A 17,791-nucleotide genomic window follows, 5' to 3' on the forward strand; every position below is an offset into this window, starting at 1 on the left:
TCATGCGGCCACGACCACGGTCTTCAGATCGGTCAGTTCCCGTACGCCCAGGGGCAGCGCAAACCTCGGCACCTCGTTGACCAGCACGCGGGCGAACCGGAGCTCACGGGCGGCCCGCATCGCCGACCCGAGATCCGAGGTGAAGATGGCGGCTTGCGCGCCGCCCCCGGATTCGTTGGCCAGCCGAATGGCTTCCGTTAGTCCGGCGAACGGTTTCACCTCGACCACGGGCACGGCGTCGGTAGCCTCGTCGCGGGGGTCACCCGGCCGAAGCCGGGCGAGCGCCGCCCGCAGGCGTTCGGCAAGCTGATCGTGCAGCGCCTGGTCGACAAACAGCGATATATCGCCCCGAAGTGCGGCGGTGGCGCGGTCGACATCGGCATCCCGCGCGACGATCACGGGAACAGGCGCATCGAACTCGGCCAACAGCCGCCGGCCGATGGCGGCGGGGCCCGCGTTATCGACCCGGCCCTCGACTTCGGTAGGACGCCGAGCAGGGGCTCCGGCCGGGTACCCGGCTTCGGAGGGGCGTCGGCCAGGGGCTTCGGTCGGATACCGGGTAGCGGCATCAGCATCGGCTTCGGGTCGGCGCCGGGCAGGGGCGTCAGCCGGATACCGGATAGCGGCATCGGCTTCGGGTGGGCGTCGGCGCTCGGTCAGGTGCCGCAGGCCGGTGGGGGTGCCGGCGAAGGACAGGATGGCGGGCACGGGGTGGGCGGCCAGCGGGGCGGCCGTGTCCGGGCCGGTGAGCACCGAGATCCAGTCGGAGGGCAGGCCTGCCTCGATCAAGAGCTCCACCAGGCGGATGGCGGAGAGCGGGGTCGCGTCGGAAGGTTTGAGGACCACCGGGCAACCGGCCGCCACCGCTGGACCCAAAACGTGCGCGACCAGCGGGAAGCGTGGGGAGGAGATCACCGCCAGCACGCCTGCGGGGCGGCGCAGAGTGAAGCCGAGCGGGAAGTCCGCGGTGGAGCGCGACGACGGCGGTAAGTCCGCCGCGGAACCCGATGAGGGCGGTAAGTCCGCCGTGGAATGCGGTGAAGGCGGGAAGTCTGCCGTGGAACCCGATGAAGGCGGAAAGTCCGCCGTGGAAACCGATGAAGGCCGGAAGTCCGCCGTGGAATGCGGTGAAGGCGAGAAGTCGTCCCCCGGCGGTGCGGTGGCGGATGGGGAACGGGACTCGGCGGCGGCGTGCCGGAAAGTGGTGGCGGCGTGGATGGTCTCGGCTCGGGCGTCGCGGATCGGGTGGGCGGCCTCGCGGGACAGCGTCACCGCGAACTCCTCGACCCGGTCGGTCAGCAAGGCGGCCGCTCGTTCCAGCACCTCGGCCCGGCGCGGGCCGGGGAAGTCGTCGCGGTGCAGGGCCGCCGCGGCGGCCGCCACCGCCGCGGCGACGTGGGGCGGGCCGAGTGACGGGACCCGGGCCACGGGCTTGCTGTCGTACGGGCTCAGCACCTCGATCCACTCGGCCGACGTGGCCGGGCGGCCGCCGATCCGGGGCGTCACCTGCATCAACGCGGCGCCCCCTCCCGAAGTGTGTTGCAGGACACCGTAGAGCCGCGCGCTGACGCCGGTAAATGGATGACGGAACAGTCCTTACGCGAGACCGTTGTGCGCCCGTACAGTCCCGCCATGACGCTGCGTCTGTCCGACGTGCTCGCCGACCCCGACCTGAGCCTCCGGCTGGCCGACGGCGATCCGGCCGCGCTGCATCAGCCGGTGCGGTGGTGCGCGGTGACCGAGCTGGCCGACCCGCGGCCCTTCCTGGCGGGCGGCGAGCTGGTGCTGACGACCGGGCTCAGCCAGCTCGGCGAGGCCGCCCAGCGGCAGTTCGTGGAGCGGGTGGCGCAGGGGCGGGCGGTCGGTCTCGGGTTCGGGACCGGGCTGACCCACGAACGGATTCCGGAAGGGACACTCGCCGAAGCGCGCGAGCATCGGCTGCCGGTGCTGGAGATCCCGTACGAGACGCCGTTCATCGCCGTTGACCGCTTCGTGGCCGACCGGATCCTCGAGGAGCAGTACGGGCGGTTCGCCGACCTGCTCGACGAGCACGACACGCTGGCCAAGGCGCTGCTGTCGGGGCGCGGGCTGGGCGCGCTCGTCGATTCGCTGCACCAGATATTGGGTGCGCCGGCGATGGTTCTCGACCTGTACGGGCGGGTGCTGGCCACGGCGCCGGCCAGCGCCTCGTGGCCGGTCGAGCAGATCCTGTCCACGGCGCGGGGGCGGGCCGGCGGCGACCTGCCGATGGCGGTGCCGGTGAGTGTGGAGGAGGCCGTGGTGGCGTACCTCTGCTGTCGCCGTCCGCGCCGTTCGGCGGACGTGGTGCCGTACGCGGTCTCGCTGGTCGGTCTGGAACTTGCCCGCCGTCAGGCGGAGCTGGCCGGGAAGCGGCGGCTGGCCGGGCAGGTGCTCGAAGATCTGGTGCGCGGGACGATCGGGGCGCCTGAGGCCGAGCGGCGGCTCTCACCGTTCGGCATCAGGGCGAGCGAGGAGCACGCGCTGCTGGTGGCCACGGTCGGCGCCGGCGGTGACCAGCGCCGCAAGCTGGTGAGCAGCCCGCCGCTGGCCGGCGCCACGACGGCCGTCCTCGACGACTGCCTGCTGGCGGTGCTGGAGCCCGGCCAGTCCGCGCGCGAGGCGGCGCTGCTGCTCAGTGCCCACCTGTCCCGGCACGGCGACGAGGTGCGGGTGGGCATCGGCGGGTGGTACGCGGGCATGACGGGCCTGAGATGGAGTTACTACGAGGCGCACGAGGCGATGACCAGGGGCCCGGGCATCAACGAGCGCCAGCAGATGAGCCTGTCCGGCCTGCTGCTGGCGAGCGAGGACGTGCCGCTGCGCGACCTGGCCCGCGACGTGCTGCGCCCGCTGCGCGAGTTCGACGCCGCCCACAACGGCTCGCTGGTGGCGACGCTGCGCGCCTACCTGGACGCGGACGGCGCGGTGGCGGTGGTCGCCGACCGTCTGATCGTCCACCGCAACACGGTCCGCTACCGGGTCGACCAGATCGAACGCCTGACCGGCCGCTGCCTGACCACCACGGCCGACCGGGTGCAGTTCTGGTTGGCCCTGGCCGCCTCTAATCTCGGTGGCAGGGCAGGCGAACCGTGACCTTTGTGCCGGCCGCCTCCTGGGAAGCCAGCGTGATGGAGCCGTGGTGGCGTTCGACGACCACCCGGCACAGGGCCAAGCCCAGGCCCGCTCCGGGGATGCCTGTGTGGCGGGCGTTTCCTCCCCGGTAGAGACGGCGGAACAAGCGTGCCTGTTCGCTCGGGGCCACGCCGACGCCCTGGTCGGCCACGGTCAGGATCACCGCGTCGCCGTGTTCGTCGGTCAGGGCCACCGTGACCGTGGAGTCGCTGCCGCTGAACTTCACCGCGTTGCCCAGCAACGCGTCGGCCACCTGGCGCAGGCGCTCGCGGTCTCCCGGGACCATCAGCTCGCCGGGCAGCGCGGCCTCGATCGTGATGCGGCGCTCGGCCGCGCTCGGGACGATCGCCGTCACCGCCTCGGCGATGATGGCGCTCAGGTCGACCGGCACGATCGTCAGCTGGGCGTGGCCGGACTCCAGGGCGGCCAGGTCGAGCAGCTTCTCGACCAGGTCGCGCAGTCGTACGTTGTTGCGCTGCACCACGTCGAGCATCTCGCGGACCTCGCCCATCGGGGTCTCGTCGGGCGATTCCGCGATCAGGTCGACGTAGGCGCCGATCGACGTCAACGGGGTGCGCAGCTCGTGGCCGACCAGCGCGATGTACTCGTCGGTGGCCGCCGCCAGGTGCAGGGCCAGCACCTCGGCCCGGCGCTGCTCCAGGAACGCCCCGATCAGCCCGGCCACCCCGGTCAGCAGCACGGTCAACGCCGGGTCGGGTTCCTGCCGGGCGTACGTGAAGAAGCTCAGCACCCCGATGACCCGGTCGCCGCTGCGGACCGGCACCGCGCCGCCCGCCTGAAAGGCGCTCTCCGAGGCGACGTACGGAAGGACCGGCGAATCGCGCGCGTGGATGTCCGGGACCCACAGCGACTCGACCTTGGCCCAGCACGACCCGGCCAGGCCCGATCCGCGGGACATGCTGGCCGGGGTGGGCAGGGAGCGCTCGCCCGGCGCTGTGTAGCTGCCGGCCGGCCGCAGCACGTCGGTGACCTCGTCGACCAGCCACAGCCGCACGTACGGCCAGCCCAGCGTCGAGCCGATCGCGTGCAGGATGCGGTCGGTGGCGTCGATGGCGTGCGTGTGGTCGGCCAGCACGCGCAGGACCTCGGTCTCGCACTGCTGATATTCGCGGGAGCGGTGCTCGTAGGTGTGATCGTGGAAGGCGGCCACGGCACCGGTGATCGTGCCGTCCGCCGCGAGGATCGGGGCGGCGTTGACGGCGTACCACCGGTCCCGGTCGATGATCTCCAACCCGCGAAATCTCTCACCGGAGAGAGCTTGGGACAAGATCTGCTCGTACGCCGAAGGAAGCGCCGCGTTGGCGGCGGTGACCCGTCCCTCGGCGTCGCAGACGACCACCCCAGCGTCGAGGGTGCCGAGCAACGCCTTCACCGTCACGTCGTCCGGTTTGTCCAGATTGTCGAGCACTAGACCCAGCCGCCGCGTCAGATCGGGCACACCGAACGGCTTGCCGATGACGTCGAGCGCGCCAGTGCCCTCCAGACGCTGATCGCCGGGCAGCAGATAGGCGGTGATCAGCACGACCGGCGTCGCCGCCAGCGCCGGATCGCCCCGCAGCGAACGGCACAGCTCCAGCCCGTCCATCTCCGGCATGTCGACGTCGGCCACCAGCAGCGCCGGCCGATGCTCGGCGACTGCGGCCAGACCGGCCCGCCCGTCGCCGGCCACCACCACCTCATGACCGAGACGGCGGATGACCTGCGCGATCACCCTCTGGTGATCAAGATTGTCCTCGGCCACGACAACAAGCGCCACGAGTGATCACGCTAGGCACGCGGGTGCCGGGTAAGGGGTGATACTGCACTCTTCTCCCCCGCCCGAGTGTGCGCCAGGCCACGGCGAGGGGTAGACGATCAGGGTGGTAAACAACGTTGGACTGCGGTCCGAGCGCGGGCCCGTCCTCGGCGCCGTCATGCTCTCCACCGCTCTGATCGCCATCGACTCGACGATTCTGGCGACAGCGGTGCCCTCGATCGTCGACGACATCGGCGGCTTCACCGAGTTCCCCTGGCTGTTCACGGTCTATCTGCTGGCCCAGGCCGTCTCGGTGCCGATCTACGGCAAACTCAACGACCTGTTCGGCCGCAAGCCGGTGATCCTCTGGGGCATCGGGCTGTTCCTGGTCGGCTCGATCCTGTGCGGCCTGGCCTGGGGCATGCTCCCTCTGATCATCTTCCGGATCGTGCAGGGCCTCGGCGCCGGCGCCATCGCGCCCACGACCATCACCATCGTGGGCGACCTCTACTCCGTACAGGAGAGGGCGAAGGTCCAGGGTTATGTGGCCAGCGTGTGGGGCGTGGCGTCGGTCGTCGGGCCGACCCTGGGCGGCGTGTTCAGCGAGTGGGTCGACTGGCGGTGGATCTTCTGGGTCAACATCCCGCTCTGTCTCGCGGCCGGGGCGGTGATGTTCCGCCGCTTCCACGAGCGGGTCGAGCGCGGCCACCCGGTGATCGACTATCGCGGCGCGGCGCTGCTCACGGCGGGCCTCACGCTGCTGGTCCTGGGCGTGCTGGAGGGCGGGCAGGCCTGGGCCTGGGACTCGGTCACCAGCTTCGCGGTGCTCGGGCTCGGCGTGATCCTTCTGGTGGTCTTCGGGTTCGTGGAGCGTACGGCGACAGCACCTGTCCTGCCGCTGTGGGTCTTCCAACGGCGGTTGCTGGTCACGAGCGGCCAACTCGCGGTCGGTGTCGGTGCGATCCTTCTGGGGCTTTCGTCGTACGTCCCCACGTACGCCCAGGACGTGCTGGGCACCGGGCCGCTGGTGGCCGGGTTCGCGCTGGCCGCGCTGACCCTGGGCTGGCCGATCTCGGCCAGCCAGGCCGGCAAGGTCTATCTGCGCCTCGGGTTCCGGATGTGCGCGCTGATCGGCACGTCGCTCGTACTGATCGGCTCCGCCCTGCTGTTGCTGCTGAACGAGACGTCGTCGATCTGGGCCGTGGGCGCCTACTGCCTGATCATCGGCCTCGGCATGGGCCTGACGGCGGCGCCCACGCTGATCGCGGCCCAGTCGTCGGTCGGCTGGTCGGAGCGGGGCGTGGTGACGGCCAACAACATCTTCCTGCGGTCGCTGGGCAGCGCCCTGGGCGCGGCGGTGTTCGGCGCGCTGGCCAACGCGGTGATCGGCTCGGGCGACGTGGTCGACCCGGCCAAGCTGACCGAGGCGGTCCACCGCATCTTCATCGGCATGGTGCTGGTCGCGATCGTGATGGTGGGTCTGGCGGCGCTGATACCGAGGGCGGCCGACGAGGCCACTAAATAGGGGGCGCCCGGCTTTCGCGGGCGCTAACCTGCCGGGGTCAGGTTCTTGTTCTCAAGGAGGAGAGATGCGCGGTTTCCGGTCCCACCCGAAGCCCATCGTCGCCGCCTCGAAGGACCTGACTCCGCGTGCCCTTTCTCAACCTCGGCGTCGTCGCGCATGTCGACGCCGGTAAGACCAGCCTGACCGAACGCCTGCTCCACGCGGGCGGCGTCACCGACCACATCGGCCGCGTCGACGCCGGCGACACCCAGACGGACTCCCTCGACCTGGAACGCCGCCGCGGCATCACGATCAAGACCGCTGTCGCGTCGTTCCCGCTGGGCGACACCACGGTCAACCTCATCGACACCCCCGGCCACCCCGACTTCATCGCCGAGGTGGAACGAGCCTTACGCATCCTCGACGGCGCCGTGCTGGTGGTGTCGGCGGTCGAGGGCGTTCAAGCACAGACCCGCATCCTGATGCGCACCCTGCGCCGCCTCGGCGTCCCCACCCTGATCTTCGTCAACAAGATCGACCGCCCCGGCGCCCGGGAGCAGTCACTCCTGCGCGACCTGGCCACCCGCCTGACCCCGGACATCATCCCGATGGCCTCGCTGCTCGGCGCGGGGACACCGAACGCGACGATCCGCCCTCTGGCCGGCACCGCGGACGCGGACTTCATCGCCCGGCTCGTCGACATTTCGGGTGACCCCCGGGTGCTCTCGGACTGGGTGCGGGACGAGCGATCCGCGCCCTACGGCCGGTTGCGGGAGGTCCTCACGGCCCGGACCCGCGCCGGGCTTCTGCATCCGGTGTTCTTCGGCTCCGCGATGACCGGCGCCGGCGTGGACGAGTTGATGGCGGCGTTGCCCACGCTGCTCCCGGCGACCTCCGGGACGGCCGACGGCCCGCTGAGCGGCACGATCTTCAAGGTCGACCGCGACGACCACGGCCGCCGTATCGCTTATGTCCGCATGTTCTCCGGCGCCTTGCACATCCGCGACCGGGTACCGGTCGGCGACCCCATCTCCTCCCCCGACCGCGTGAGCGGTGGCCTGGCGGTCATCACCGGGATCGAGGCCATCGAGGGTGGGGCCGGGGTGCGGCGGAGAGCTCTCGTGGCGGGGCAGATCGGGAAGGTGCACGGACTTCGGGAGGCTCGGATCGGGAACGCGATCGGTGCCGGGCCGGTGGGTGGGCAGATCTTCGCGCCGCCGACGCTGGAATCTGTGGTCAGGCCGCGGGATCCGGCAGACGGGCGGCGGCTGCACGCGGCGCTGAGTGAGCTGGCGGGGCAGGATCCGCTGATCAATCTGCGGCAGGACGGGACGGAGTTGTCCGTTTCCCTCTACGGCGAAGTGCAGAAGGAGGTCATCCTGGCCACGCTCCTGGAGGCGTACGGCGTCGAAGTGGTTTTTGACGAGACCCGGACCATCCACATCGAGCGACCGGCCGGTGCCGGGTGTGCGGGCAGGACGCTCGGGAAGGACGGGAATCCGACGCTGGCCACTCTGGATCTGCGGGTGGAGCCGGGGCCGGGGGTGACGTTCGCGCTGGAGGTGCCGGTGGAGCAGGTGCCGATCCACGTGTTCAAGGCGGTCGAGCTCTTTCGGGAGTCGCTCCAGACGTACGTGGAAGAGTCGTTGACCCTGGGTCTTCGCGGTTGGCGGGTGACCGATGTGCGCGTGACCGCGACCCGGACGGGCTTCGTCTCGCCGGCGACGCGGGCGGCGGATTTTCGCAAGCTCGTGCCGATCGTGCTGCGCGAGGCGCTGGAGCGGGCCGGGACCGTGGTGTGCGAGCCGATCTCGCGCTTCCGGCTCGACGTGCCCGAGTCCACGCTGGGCGCGGTGCTGGCGGCGCTCGGGAAGTACGGTGCCGTTCCGGAAAGCTCGGCCCCGCTCGAAGGTCTCGTTCCCACGGCCCGGGTCCGGGCGCTGGAGCAGGCGATTCCGGGTCTCACCCACGGCGAGGGTGTGCTGGAGACGACCTTCGAGCGGTACGACCCTCGAACCCGCACGTCGGCTGCGTCACAATCGCCTTCGGAGATCGCGTCAGGTGAGCGGGAGGCGTAGTGTACGAAACAGTTTCGTTTCGCGAAGGGGGTGACCGCCGTGGCTGACCAGGCTGGGCGCACCCGCAAACTCGACCAGGAACGGGAGCAGGCGATCCTGCGCGCGACCTACGAGTTGCTGGGCGAGACGGGCTACCAGGGGCTTCGGGTGGACGCGGTGGCCGCCCGGGCCCAGGCGAGCAAGGCCACCCTCTACCGTCACTGGCCCACCAAGGCGGAGCTGGTGACGGACGCTGTCCGGGTGTGCAAGGCCGTCGACAAGCCGCTTCCCGACACCGGGACGCTGCGTGGCGACCTCGCGGCCTGGTTCTGCGACATGGCGACCATGATCAGCAGTGACCAGGGGCCGATCCTCGCCGGCCTGTTCATGGCCCTGCACACCGAGCCCGAGCTCGCCGTGCAGCTGCGCCAGATGCAGGAGTCCAAGCTTCCGCTCGCGGAATCCATCTGCGAGCGGGCCGTGGCCCGGGGTGAGCTCCGGCCCGGCTACGACGCCCGGCTCATTGAAGAGATCGTGCCGGCCATGGTCTTCATGCGGCGGTTCGCCCTGGGTGAGCCGCTCGACCAGGCCTTCATCGACCACCTCGTCGACGACATCGTTCTGCCTCTGCTCTGCCGGGAGCCGCGGCCCTAACCCCTCCTTCGCCTTCTTCCACGCCCTCGCCGACCGCGCCTGGGTGGATCTCCGCGTGCCCTGAAAGGGGACCCCTCGTGTCAATTACGACCTCAGACGCCCATCGTACGCCGGATATATCGCCTAAATCACGATCAAGGTGGCTGGCGCTGGCCGTGATCGCGGTCTCGCAGCTGCTCATCGTGCTCGATGCCACGATCGTCAACATCGCCCTCCCCACGGCCCAGCAGGCGCTGCACATCAGCGACGCCGACCGGCAGTGGATGATCACGGCGTACACCCTGGCCTTCGGCGGTCTTCTGCTGCTCGGCGGCCGGATCGCCGACTTCACCGGGCGCAAGCGGGCGTTCATCATCGGCCTGCTCGGCTTCGCGGCCGCCTCGGCGCTGGGCGGTCTCGCCACCAACGCGTTCATGCTCTTCTCGGCCCGGGCCCTGCAGGGCGCCTTCGGCGCTTTGATGGCCCCGGCCGCCTTGTCGCTGCTCACAGTGACCTTCACCGAACCGAAGGAACGGGCGCGGGCGTTCGGCGTCTACGGCGCCATCGCCGGCGGCGGCGGCGCGGTCGGCCTGCTGCTGGGCGGACTTCTCACCGAGTACGCCTCCTGGCGCTGGACCCTGCTGGTCAGCACCCCGATCGCCATCATCGCCGCGGTGGCCGCCGCACGCTTCGTCGGCGAGAGCCGCGCCGAGGGCAACACCCGCTACGACCTGCCCGGCGCGCTGACCTCCACGGCCGGCCTGGTCGCCCTGGTCTACGGTTTCACGAAGGCGGCGGACGACGGCTGGGACTCGGCGACGACGATCGGCTTCCTCGTCGCCGCCGTCGCGCTGCTCGTCGCCTTCGTCGTCATCGAGCTCCGCTCGTCGCACCCGCTGCTGCCGATGCGGGTGATCCTCGACCGCAACCGTGGCGGCTCGTTCCTGACGGCTCTGCTGATCGGTGCCGGCCTGTTCGGCATGTTCCTGTTCCTGACCTTCTACCTGCAGATCACATTGGGCTACTCGGCCCTGATGTCCGGTGTGGCGTTCCTGCCGTTCACCGTCGGCATCATCGTCGGCGCCGGCATCTCGGCCCAGGTGCAGACCCGGGTCGGCCCCCGCGTGCTGATGGTCGCCGGCCTCGTCCTGGCCACCGTCGGCATGGTTCTGCTGACCCAGATCGGCGTGGACACCGGCTACTGGAGCCACGTCTTCCCGGCCGAACTGGTCCTCAGCCTCGGCCTCGGCATCACCTTCGGCCCGATGTCGAACACGGCCCTGGTCGGCGTGGCCGACCACGACGCGGGCGTGGCCAGCGCCCTGATCAACACCACCCAGCAGATCGGCGGTTCGCTGGGCACGGCCCTGCTGAACACCATCTTCACGTCGGCCGTGGCCGGATACATCGTCGACCACCAGGCCACCGCCTCGGACCCGGCGTCGCTGACGGCGGCGGCGACCGTACACAGTTACACGGTGGCGTTCTGGTGGAGCGCCGCCCTGATCGGCCTGGCCGCCATCATCGCCGCCGTGCTGGTGAAGGCGGGCCGCGAGGAGGCCAACGCAAACGCGGGAACCGCGGTCATGGTCTGACGCTCACCCTCACTCCGGCGTCAGCAAGCCGTTCGTCAGCGCGGCGGCGGTCAGGTGCCGGTAGCCCACGGAATCGAAAGCGACCACCAGTTCGTGGTCGTCCCGGCTCAGCAGCGTGCCCGGTCCCCACAACCGGTGCCGGACACGCTGCTGAGTGCCGGGACCGGCGCTCCGGTCCTCGCCGCGCGGGGCGGTCGCGTGCTTGTCGTTGTCGCAGGTGCCGCACGGCGCGTCGTAGTGCTCGCCGAAATAGCCGAGCAGGTCGGCGCGGCGGCACCGGGTGGTCTCGGCGTAGCCCCGGGCGGCGTCGATGCGGGAGCGCAGAATCGTCTGCCGGCGGTCGCCGGCCGCGATGACCTGCCGGAAAGCGTCACCCATGGGCGCGGCCAGCACGGCGTCGTTGCCGTCGGGCCGCACCAGGCCGAGATCCAGGAGCTCGTCGACCACGCGCTCGGCGGCGGCCCGGCCGACACCGGCCGCTGCGGAAAGATCCTTGACGGTCGTACGGCCGGTGGCCGCCTCGATGGCGTCGATGACCGCGTGGACCGTGGCCGCACCCATGCGCGAGCGGGCGGCCAGCAGCCGAGGAATCCGCACGGTCCGGGGGTCGTAGACAAGCACGGCGGTGGCCGGCCCGCCATCACGGCCGGCCCGCCCGATCTCCTGGTAGTACTCGTCGAGGCTCCCGGGCACACCGGCGTGCACGACGGTCCGTACATCCGGCTTGTCGATGCCCATGCCGAAGGCGCTGGTCGCGACGACGACATCGAGCCGGCCGGCGAAGAAGGCGTCCTGGATCTCGCTGCGCCGCGAGGAAGAAAGGCCGGCGTGGTACGGCTCGGCCCGGTAGGCGTCGCGACGAAGCCGCTCGGCAAGGCTCTCGCAGCGGGCGTGGCTGAGCGCGTAGACCAGGGCCGGGCCGTCGTGCGCGAGGACCACTTCGACCGTACGATCGTCGACCGCCTGGCCTTCGGGCAGATCGCGCCGGGCCCGCCGCACCGAGAGCGAGATGTTCGGCCGATCGAAGTCGGCCACGATGACACGGGCGTCCCGCATCCGAAGCTGCCGGGTGATGTCAGCCTGAACGGGCGGGGAGGCGGTGGCCGTCAAAGCCAGGACCGGCGGCCGCCCGGCCGCCTCGACCACATCGGCAAGCCGCAGATATTCGGGCCGGAAATCGTGGCCCCACTCGCTGACGAGATGGGCTTCGTCGACGGCGACAAGGGTGACAGGCCGGGGGCTGCCGCTGATGGCGGCCATGGTCTCGGGGTTGGCAAGCTGTTCGGGCCCGAGCATGACGAAATCGACGCGCCCGCCGCCGAGTTCACCGAGCGCGTGAACCCGGTCGGCATGGTGTTGCGAGGAGTTGAGCATGACGGCCCGCACGGACCCCCGCGCCGCCATGGACCGAAGTTGATCCCGCTGAAGCGCGATGAGAGGCGACACGACAACGGTGAGCCCGCCGAGCGCGAGCCCGCCCACTTGGTAGATAGCACTCTTGCCACTGCCGGTGGGCAGCACGGCCAGGGTGTCGCCGTGCCGGGTGAGCGCCTCGAGCGCCCGCCTTTGAGCGGGCCGAAGGCTGATTCCGAGCACATCGGCCGCAATTCGATCAAGCGTGTCCATCCCGCCGAATGCTAGTCGAATGTGTGACCAGCGATTTCACTCGCTTGTTCCTGACCGGTCTGCTCCTGAGCGCGGCGCAGATAGATCAGGCGACATCGGTCCAGGATCTCCTCGACGTCGGAGGTCGCGGCGCTCGCGAGCAGGTCGAAGACCCGGCGGTAGCGGCGCACCGCCGCCGGCTCCGACAGAATTCGGACATCGTCGATCAGATCGATGACGACCCGGCTGTCGTCCAGGATGGTGAAGCCGTGTACGGGCGGATACGGCCAACGTATGTCCATGTCGGCCACCTGCAGCTTCACATTGTCCCGGCGGTTGACCTCACGGAGACGAAAGAGTTGAGCCAGCATGCCGTCCGCCGGCATCAACCGGGTCATCAGCGTGGTCTCCGGGAGCACGAAATGAAAACGCCGCTGCTGGTCGCCGAGAATGATCTGCCGGCTCAAGCGCGTGACGATCGCCTTCTGCGTGTCGCCGTCGGCGAGGTCGGTAACCAACCCGAGCACGGCTCTCGCGTACTCATCCGTCTGGAGCAAGCCAGGAATGGCGCCAGGCTGGAAGGTGCGGTATTCCGTGGAAGCGGCTTCGAGCGCGCCGACATCCCGCTGCCAGCCCACCACCCGATCGGCGGAGACCGCGCCCGCCGGCAGCCGTTCGGCCGTGCTCACCAGCCGCTCGATCTCGTCCGGCTCGGCGCCCAACGCCTCGGCGAAGCGTCTGACCTCCGCTCCAGACGGCCACATCGCGCCCGTTTCGATTTTGGACAGTTTGGACTGACTCATCCCGATCCGCCGGCCCAGATCCCGTCCCGTAACGCGCTGCGCGTGGCGCATCTGGGCTAGCTGAACACCGATCGGTTCGTCGGCGTATGGAGGTGGCGGCACACCGGAGTCAGTCTCCATAACCGCCACCTCCCGGTCGCCTGTCGGCGAGAATCAGACTCCCGCCGTCGAACCCTGCTCAAGCCGAGCGAACAGCTCGGCCGGAACCCTGACGAGACCTTCTCCCGGCGGCACATCGATTCCGAATTCAGTGGAATCAACTGTATAACCCTGGATCACGTAGTCCCCATGGCCTGTATCGAAAATCTTAGGACAATCACCGTGGGTGCACCATGCCGCGACCAGGCGTAACGTTGATTCGTCGGGTTCAGAAACCTTCGTCATACCCGTAATAACTACCAGAAGATCGCCGGGTTACCCGGCCGGACCGGCCAAAATACCGATAGCTACTTGATCTGGGGCCATCGGAGATCCATCTCCAGATGGCGCCTATGTGCTTGCGAGCGCTTACGAAGCGTGAGGACGCGGAATATATTCCTAGTATTCCGTCGTCGGACCTGACGCAGACATCAGCGACAGCGTCGTCGCTCGATCGGCTTTCCCGTCGCGGTCTGGCGGACGCTGAGGTCGGTGATCCTTATGATCCACACGAGTTCGTTCTCACTTCCTCCGGGCTACGGCGTCGCGATCGTGGTGGTTTCGATGTTGTGCCTCGCCCTGGCGGCCCGCCTCATTCGGGACATCGTTATAGCGCTCGCGCCAATTCTTCGCGCACTCATCGCCGCGGCATTGGCCGTGCTCGCCCTCGGCGCGAGCTTCGCTCTGCTGACGGCTGCGCTTCTCGGCTACTGATGTGCGGACACCGGAGTCCGCGTCGCCAAGCGTGAATCGCCTCGCTGATGGGGAGGTACCCATGGATTCAATGGTGTTCGCACTAGTGCTGATCGGCCTGATCGGCGTGGTCGTCATGGTCGAGCTCGCCGCAGCGGTGGTGCCTCTCCTCGTGGTGGTGTCGCTGGTGCCGCCCGAGCAACGGACTGAACTGGCCGAGCTCCTGGCCGCCGCGGACAGTTCCCGCCGTCTCCGATTCTGGCGAGCATCACGTGTGGCGGCCCTTGCGCGCCGCCGTAGGCGGGCAGACGCTCCCCCCAGCATGGCCAGATGTGCTTGTGCGGCTTTCGATCCCGGATCCTCCGACACGACGACGGCAACGCGCCCCGGCGGCTCTCGGCCGCGGGGCGCGTTGCGTTGAGGCAGGCTCAGCCGAACTTGTAGGTGTTGCCGGAGCCGGGGACCTTTGTGGGGAGGCCTCGTCGGGCGCGCTCGCCCCGGATGGTGATGTCGGCGATGTCCCACAGGGTGCCCAGGACCGTTACCGCTATGGCGGCGGGGGTGATCCAGGTCAGCAGGTCGGTGCCGTTGTCGGTGGTCCAGTCGAAGGCCGGGTTGAAGAAGCGGTCGGATGCCAGCAGCCAGACCAGGTAGGCGCCGGTCAGTACGGCCAAGGCGGCGTTGGCGACGATGATGGGCCTCGTCCACTCGCCCTGGCGGTAGAGCCACACCGCCCACACTGCCTTCAGGGCGATCAAAGCGATCAGCACCGGCCACCAGAGGGACCAGCCGTCGGGGTCGAGGACCGGGGTGTCCGTGAGGGTGAACTGCTGGACGACGATGACGGCGATCAGGATCACCGGCCACACGACGTACGTGACCATCTGGCCGAGGGTGATGGCGCGCGGCTCGTACTTGGGAAGGTCCTTCAAAGACCATGGGCCGCCCCGGAGTTCGGCCTTGCCCAGGCCCGTACGCTCGATGACCGCGAAGGTCAGTGTGGTCCAGAAGGCCAGGTGGGCGCCGACCGTCAGGATGCTTCCGATGGCGCCGCCGATGATGTCGCCGGCCTTCGGGTCGTCGCCGAAGAGCGCCACCACGACGTTGACCACGACCACGATCGGCAGGACGGTCGAGAACAACATGAGCATGAAGCGGCGCCAGACGCCGTACAGCTCCGGGCCTATCAAGAAGTTGGGTCTGTTGGCGTAGGCGTCGGCGAGCTTGTCGGGGTCGCCCAGCTCCAGCAGCGCGTTCTCCACGGCGGTGTCGTGTGCCTCGCCGGAGTCGACGCGGGCGTCGACCGCGTCGTCGATGGAGGCGCGCAGCTCGCGGTCGATGTCGGCGCGCTGCTGCTCGGGGATGCGGCGCAGGGCGGTGAACACGTAACGGTCGACGAGGTTCGTCATTTGTCGCTCCCGGGGTGGGTGAAGGAGAGGTCGTTGATGGCGCGGTCGATGCGTGTCCACTCGCCGCGCAGCGTCTCGGCGACGGCGTCGCCGTGCTCGGTGGTGCGGTAGAACTTGCGCGGGCGGGCCTCGTCGGTGTTCCACTCGCTGACCAGCAGGCCCTGGGTCTCGAGCCGGCGCAGCAGCGGGTAGAGCGTGTTGGCCTCGACGTCGAAGCCGGCCTGACCGAGCGTCTCCAGCAGCGAGTAGCCGTACCCCGGCGTGCGGAGAGCGATGAGGCTGGCGACGACGACCGTTCCCCGGCGCAGCTCCTGGAGGTGGCTGGCCAGTGTGGCGTCCGTTGTCATGTCACTCACGATACTGTGCGACGCACACTATGACAACAGCAAACAGCAAAGTGCCCCGCACGACCTTGCGGCCGGCGGGGCTTGGTGGCGCGGGGGTTACTCGCTGATGGCGTCGATCAGGTCGCCCACCGGGCGGTCCGGGAGGGCGCGGGCCACGTCGGCGACCGCGACGATGCCGACCAGCCGGTGGCCGTCGATGACGGGCAGACGGCGGACCTTGTGCTGGGACATGGTGCGCAGGATGTCGGCCGCGTCGTCGTCGGCGCCGATCGTGACCGGCTTGCCCTCGCCGAGCTCGCCGGCGGTCACGTCACCGGGGTTGCGGTCGCGGGCCAGGGCCTTCACGACGATGTCGCGGTCGGTGACCATGCCCTTGAGGCGGTTGTCCTCGCCACAGATGGGCAGCGAGCCGACGCCCAGGTCGGCCATCTTCCGGGCGGCGTCCGCGAGCGTCTCCTTCTCCCCCACGCAGGTGACGTCGGGAGTCATGATCTCGCGAGCGGTGGTCATGGGTTGTTCCTCCCGTTCTGTATATGAGTGGTCACAGAAAGGGGTACCCGCATCACAGCGTCGCAATCGTGTGGGCCACCTCGTCGACGAGTTCCCTGGCCAGGAAGCCGGTGCGGCCGTGCCGAGGGGTCAGGCGCTGCCCGCTCACCGAGTGGACGTAGGCGGCCCAGCACGCGGCCTGCGCCGGGTCGGCGCCCCGGGCCAGCAGGCCGGCCACGATGCCGGCCCGCGCGTCGCCGCTGCCGGACGTGCCGAGGCCGACGTCGCCGCTCTCCTCGACCCAGCGCCGGCCGCCGGGGGCCGCGATGTGGCCGTACAGGGAAACCACCGCGCCGAACTTCTCGGCGAGCTCGACCGAGGCGGCGCCCGGATCGTCGCCGGGTGGGCGGCCCAGTAGATGCTCGGCCTCCACCAGATTCGGCGTCAGCACCGCCCGCTCCGGTGACGGAAGCAGGCTTGCGTCCTTGCTGAGCGCTCCCAGGGCGTACGCGTCCAGAACGACCCCCGCCTCCGCGCGGGCCGCACCCAGCACCTCGCGCATCAAGGTCGTCGTCTCGTCGATGTCGTCGAGGCCCGGCCCGAGCGCGATCACGTCCGCGTCACCGGCCAGGCCGGTACCGGGCAGGCCGACCACCTTCGCCTCGGGCACCGCGATGCTGAGCGCGATCGTCGTCTCCTCGGCCACCGCCAATTGCAGGCGGCCGGCGCCGGCGCGGAGAGCGGCGACCCCGGCCAGCAGGACGGCGCCGGGGGTGAACTTCGAGCCGCCCACCACGAGCACGGTGCCGCGGGACTCCTTGCCGCCCTGCGGATCGGGAAGCGGCCACTCGCGCAGGACCTTAGGAGTGATTACTCGCTGAGGCATTGACGTCCTCCTGCCTGGTCGGCCGCGTGCCCTCGCGGTGCAGGTGATCAACGGCGTTGAACGCCTCGGGCACCAGCAGATCACCCGCACGGCGCCAGCTGCTGATCGAGCAGTTCGCGATGGTGGTGCGGTGCGCGATGGCCATCAGCTCGCCTTCGTCGAGGCGCTCGGCGAGGTAGCGCACGAGCAGCACGGTGGCCTCGTGGGCGAAGAGCACGACCCGGCCGTCCGGGTAGTCCTCACGCAGCTCGCGCAGCAGAGCACGGAGCCGCAGCAGCACATCGGCCCAGGACTCGCCGCCGGGCGGCCGGTAGTAGAACTTGCCCAGCCGACTGCGCCGCCGGGCCTCGTCGGGGAGCCGCGCCTGCACGCCACGCCCGGTGAGCAGGTCGAGGATCCCCAGTTCGCGGTCGCGCAGCCGTTCGTCGACGATCAACGGCACACCCCGTTCGCCCAGGGCCAGCTGGGCGGTCTGACGGGTGCGGAGGTACGGCGACACGACCGCCACATCCGGCACATCACGCCCGAGATGCTCGCCGACCGCCGCGGCCTGCTCACGCCCGAGATCCGACAGCGGAACGTCGGCGTCCCGCTCCGGAATCTCGATCACCTCGGCCCCACCCTCCTCGGCGGCCTGCGCGGTGACATTGCCGGTGCTCTGCCCGTGCCGAACCACGGCGAGCCACTGGAGCTCCTTCATGCCAGCGCCATACCCCACCGCCG

Annotated in this window: 15 protein-coding genes; 6 read left to right on the forward strand and 9 right to left on the reverse strand. The window is 69.9% G+C overall.

Features of this window, described 5'->3' with window-relative positions:
- The gene (locus ACQP2X_RS36435) at nt 1–1,512 is read right to left on the reverse strand and encodes an aldehyde dehydrogenase family protein (RefSeq protein ID WP_498701120.1); all 1,512 of its coding nucleotides are present in this window, start codon (nt 1,510–1,512) and stop codon (nt 1–3) included.
- Nucleotides 1,513–1,632: 120 nt separating this feature from the next.
- On the opposite strand from ACQP2X_RS36435, the gene ACQP2X_RS36440 reads away from it, so the two are divergent.
- Nucleotides 1,633–3,114 (forward strand): PucR family transcriptional regulator, encoded by a 1,482-nt coding sequence (locus ACQP2X_RS36440; protein ID WP_498689729.1) that lies wholly within the window; start codon nt 1,633–1,635, stop codon nt 3,112–3,114.
- Here the strand turns inward: ACQP2X_RS36440 and ACQP2X_RS36445 are convergent.
- Nucleotides 3,083–4,930, reverse strand: a complete 1,848-nt coding sequence (locus ACQP2X_RS36445) for a hybrid sensor histidine kinase/response regulator (RefSeq protein WP_498689731.1) — start codon at nt 4,928–4,930, stop codon at nt 3,083–3,085. The genes ACQP2X_RS36440 and ACQP2X_RS36445 overlap by 32 nt on opposite strands.
- Nucleotides 4,931–5,033: 103 nt before the next feature.
- On the opposite strand from ACQP2X_RS36445, the gene ACQP2X_RS36450 reads away from it, so the two are divergent.
- The 4 genes from ACQP2X_RS36450 to ACQP2X_RS36465 all read left to right on the forward strand — a co-directional run bounded on the left by ACQP2X_RS36450 (nt 5,034) and on the right by ACQP2X_RS36465 (nt 10,698).
- Nucleotides 5,034–6,434: an MFS transporter gene (locus ACQP2X_RS36450; RefSeq protein WP_498689734.1), complete on the forward strand. Its 1,401-nt coding sequence runs from the start codon at nt 5,034–5,036 to the stop codon at nt 6,432–6,434.
- Between the two features lie 125 nt (nt 6,435–6,559).
- The gene (locus tag ACQP2X_RS36455; RefSeq protein ID WP_498689736.1) at nt 6,560–8,491 is read left to right on the forward strand and encodes a GTP-binding protein; all 1,932 of its coding nucleotides are present in this window, start codon (nt 6,560–6,562) and stop codon (nt 8,489–8,491) included.
- A gap of 39 nt (nt 8,492–8,530) precedes the next feature.
- Nucleotides 8,531–9,124 carry a TetR/AcrR family transcriptional regulator gene (locus ACQP2X_RS36460; RefSeq protein ID WP_498689738.1) on the forward strand — a complete coding sequence of 198 codons (594 nt, stop codon included), beginning with the start codon at nt 8,531–8,533 and terminating at the stop codon, nt 9,122–9,124.
- 155 nt (nt 9,125–9,279) lie between these two features.
- Entirely contained in the window at nt 9,280–10,698 is a 1,419-nt protein-coding gene (locus ACQP2X_RS36465) for an MFS transporter (protein ID WP_498689740.1), read from the forward strand.
- A 9-nt stretch (nt 10,699–10,707) separates the two neighbouring features.
- On the opposite strand, the gene ACQP2X_RS36470 is transcribed toward ACQP2X_RS36465, so the two are convergent.
- Together ACQP2X_RS36470 and ACQP2X_RS36475 are read right to left on the reverse strand one after the other, a co-directional pair.
- Complete coding sequence (locus ACQP2X_RS36470) at nt 10,708–12,324, reverse strand: RecQ family ATP-dependent DNA helicase (RefSeq protein WP_498689743.1); 1,617 nt, start codon at nt 12,322–12,324, stop codon at nt 10,708–10,710.
- A gap of 11 nt (nt 12,325–12,335) precedes the next feature.
- The gene (locus ACQP2X_RS36475; RefSeq protein ID WP_498689746.1) at nt 12,336–13,226 is read right to left on the reverse strand and encodes a helix-turn-helix domain-containing protein; all 891 of its coding nucleotides are present in this window, start codon (nt 13,224–13,226) and stop codon (nt 12,336–12,338) included.
- 510 nt (nt 13,227–13,736) lie between these two features.
- On the opposite strand from ACQP2X_RS36475, the gene ACQP2X_RS36480 reads away from it, so the two are divergent.
- Nucleotides 13,737–13,958 carry a hypothetical protein gene (locus ACQP2X_RS36480; RefSeq protein WP_498689750.1) on the forward strand — a complete coding sequence of 74 codons (222 nt, stop codon included), beginning with the start codon at nt 13,737–13,739 and terminating at the stop codon, nt 13,956–13,958.
- Between the two features lie 407 nt (nt 13,959–14,365).
- Here the strand turns inward: ACQP2X_RS36480 and ACQP2X_RS36485 are convergent, their stop codons facing one another.
- The 5 genes from ACQP2X_RS36485 to ACQP2X_RS36505 all read right to left on the reverse strand — a co-directional run bounded on the left by ACQP2X_RS36485 (nt 14,366) and on the right by ACQP2X_RS36505 (nt 17,768).
- Nucleotides 14,366–15,346, reverse strand: coding sequence for a permease prefix domain 1-containing protein (locus tag ACQP2X_RS36485; protein WP_498689752.1), 981 nt, complete (start codon nt 15,344–15,346; stop codon nt 14,366–14,368).
- Complete coding sequence (locus ACQP2X_RS36490; RefSeq protein ID WP_498689753.1) at nt 15,343–15,693, reverse strand: PadR family transcriptional regulator; 351 nt, start codon at nt 15,691–15,693, stop codon at nt 15,343–15,345. Before ACQP2X_RS36490 ends, ACQP2X_RS36485 begins: the two co-directional genes overlap by 4 nt.
- Before the next feature lie 96 nt (nt 15,694–15,789).
- Nucleotides 15,790–16,203 carry a CBS domain-containing protein gene (locus ACQP2X_RS36495; RefSeq protein ID WP_498689755.1) on the reverse strand — a complete coding sequence of 138 codons (414 nt, stop codon included), beginning with the start codon at nt 16,201–16,203 and terminating at the stop codon, nt 15,790–15,792.
- A 52-nt stretch (nt 16,204–16,255) separates the two neighbouring features.
- Nucleotides 16,256–17,068, reverse strand: coding sequence for an NAD(P)H-hydrate dehydratase (locus ACQP2X_RS36500; RefSeq protein WP_498689756.1), 813 nt, complete (start codon nt 17,066–17,068; stop codon nt 16,256–16,258).
- The gene (locus ACQP2X_RS36505) at nt 17,043–17,768 is read right to left on the reverse strand and encodes a histidine phosphatase family protein (RefSeq protein WP_498689759.1); all 726 of its coding nucleotides are present in this window, start codon (nt 17,766–17,768) and stop codon (nt 17,043–17,045) included. The genes ACQP2X_RS36500 and ACQP2X_RS36505 overlap by 26 nt, the downstream gene beginning before the upstream one ends.
- Nucleotides 17,769–17,791 lie beyond the last annotated feature (23 nt).

It is taken from the genome of Actinoplanes sp. CA-131856, assembly GCF_050956135.1.
GTDB lineage: Bacteria > Actinomycetota > Actinomycetes > Mycobacteriales > Micromonosporaceae > Actinoplanes.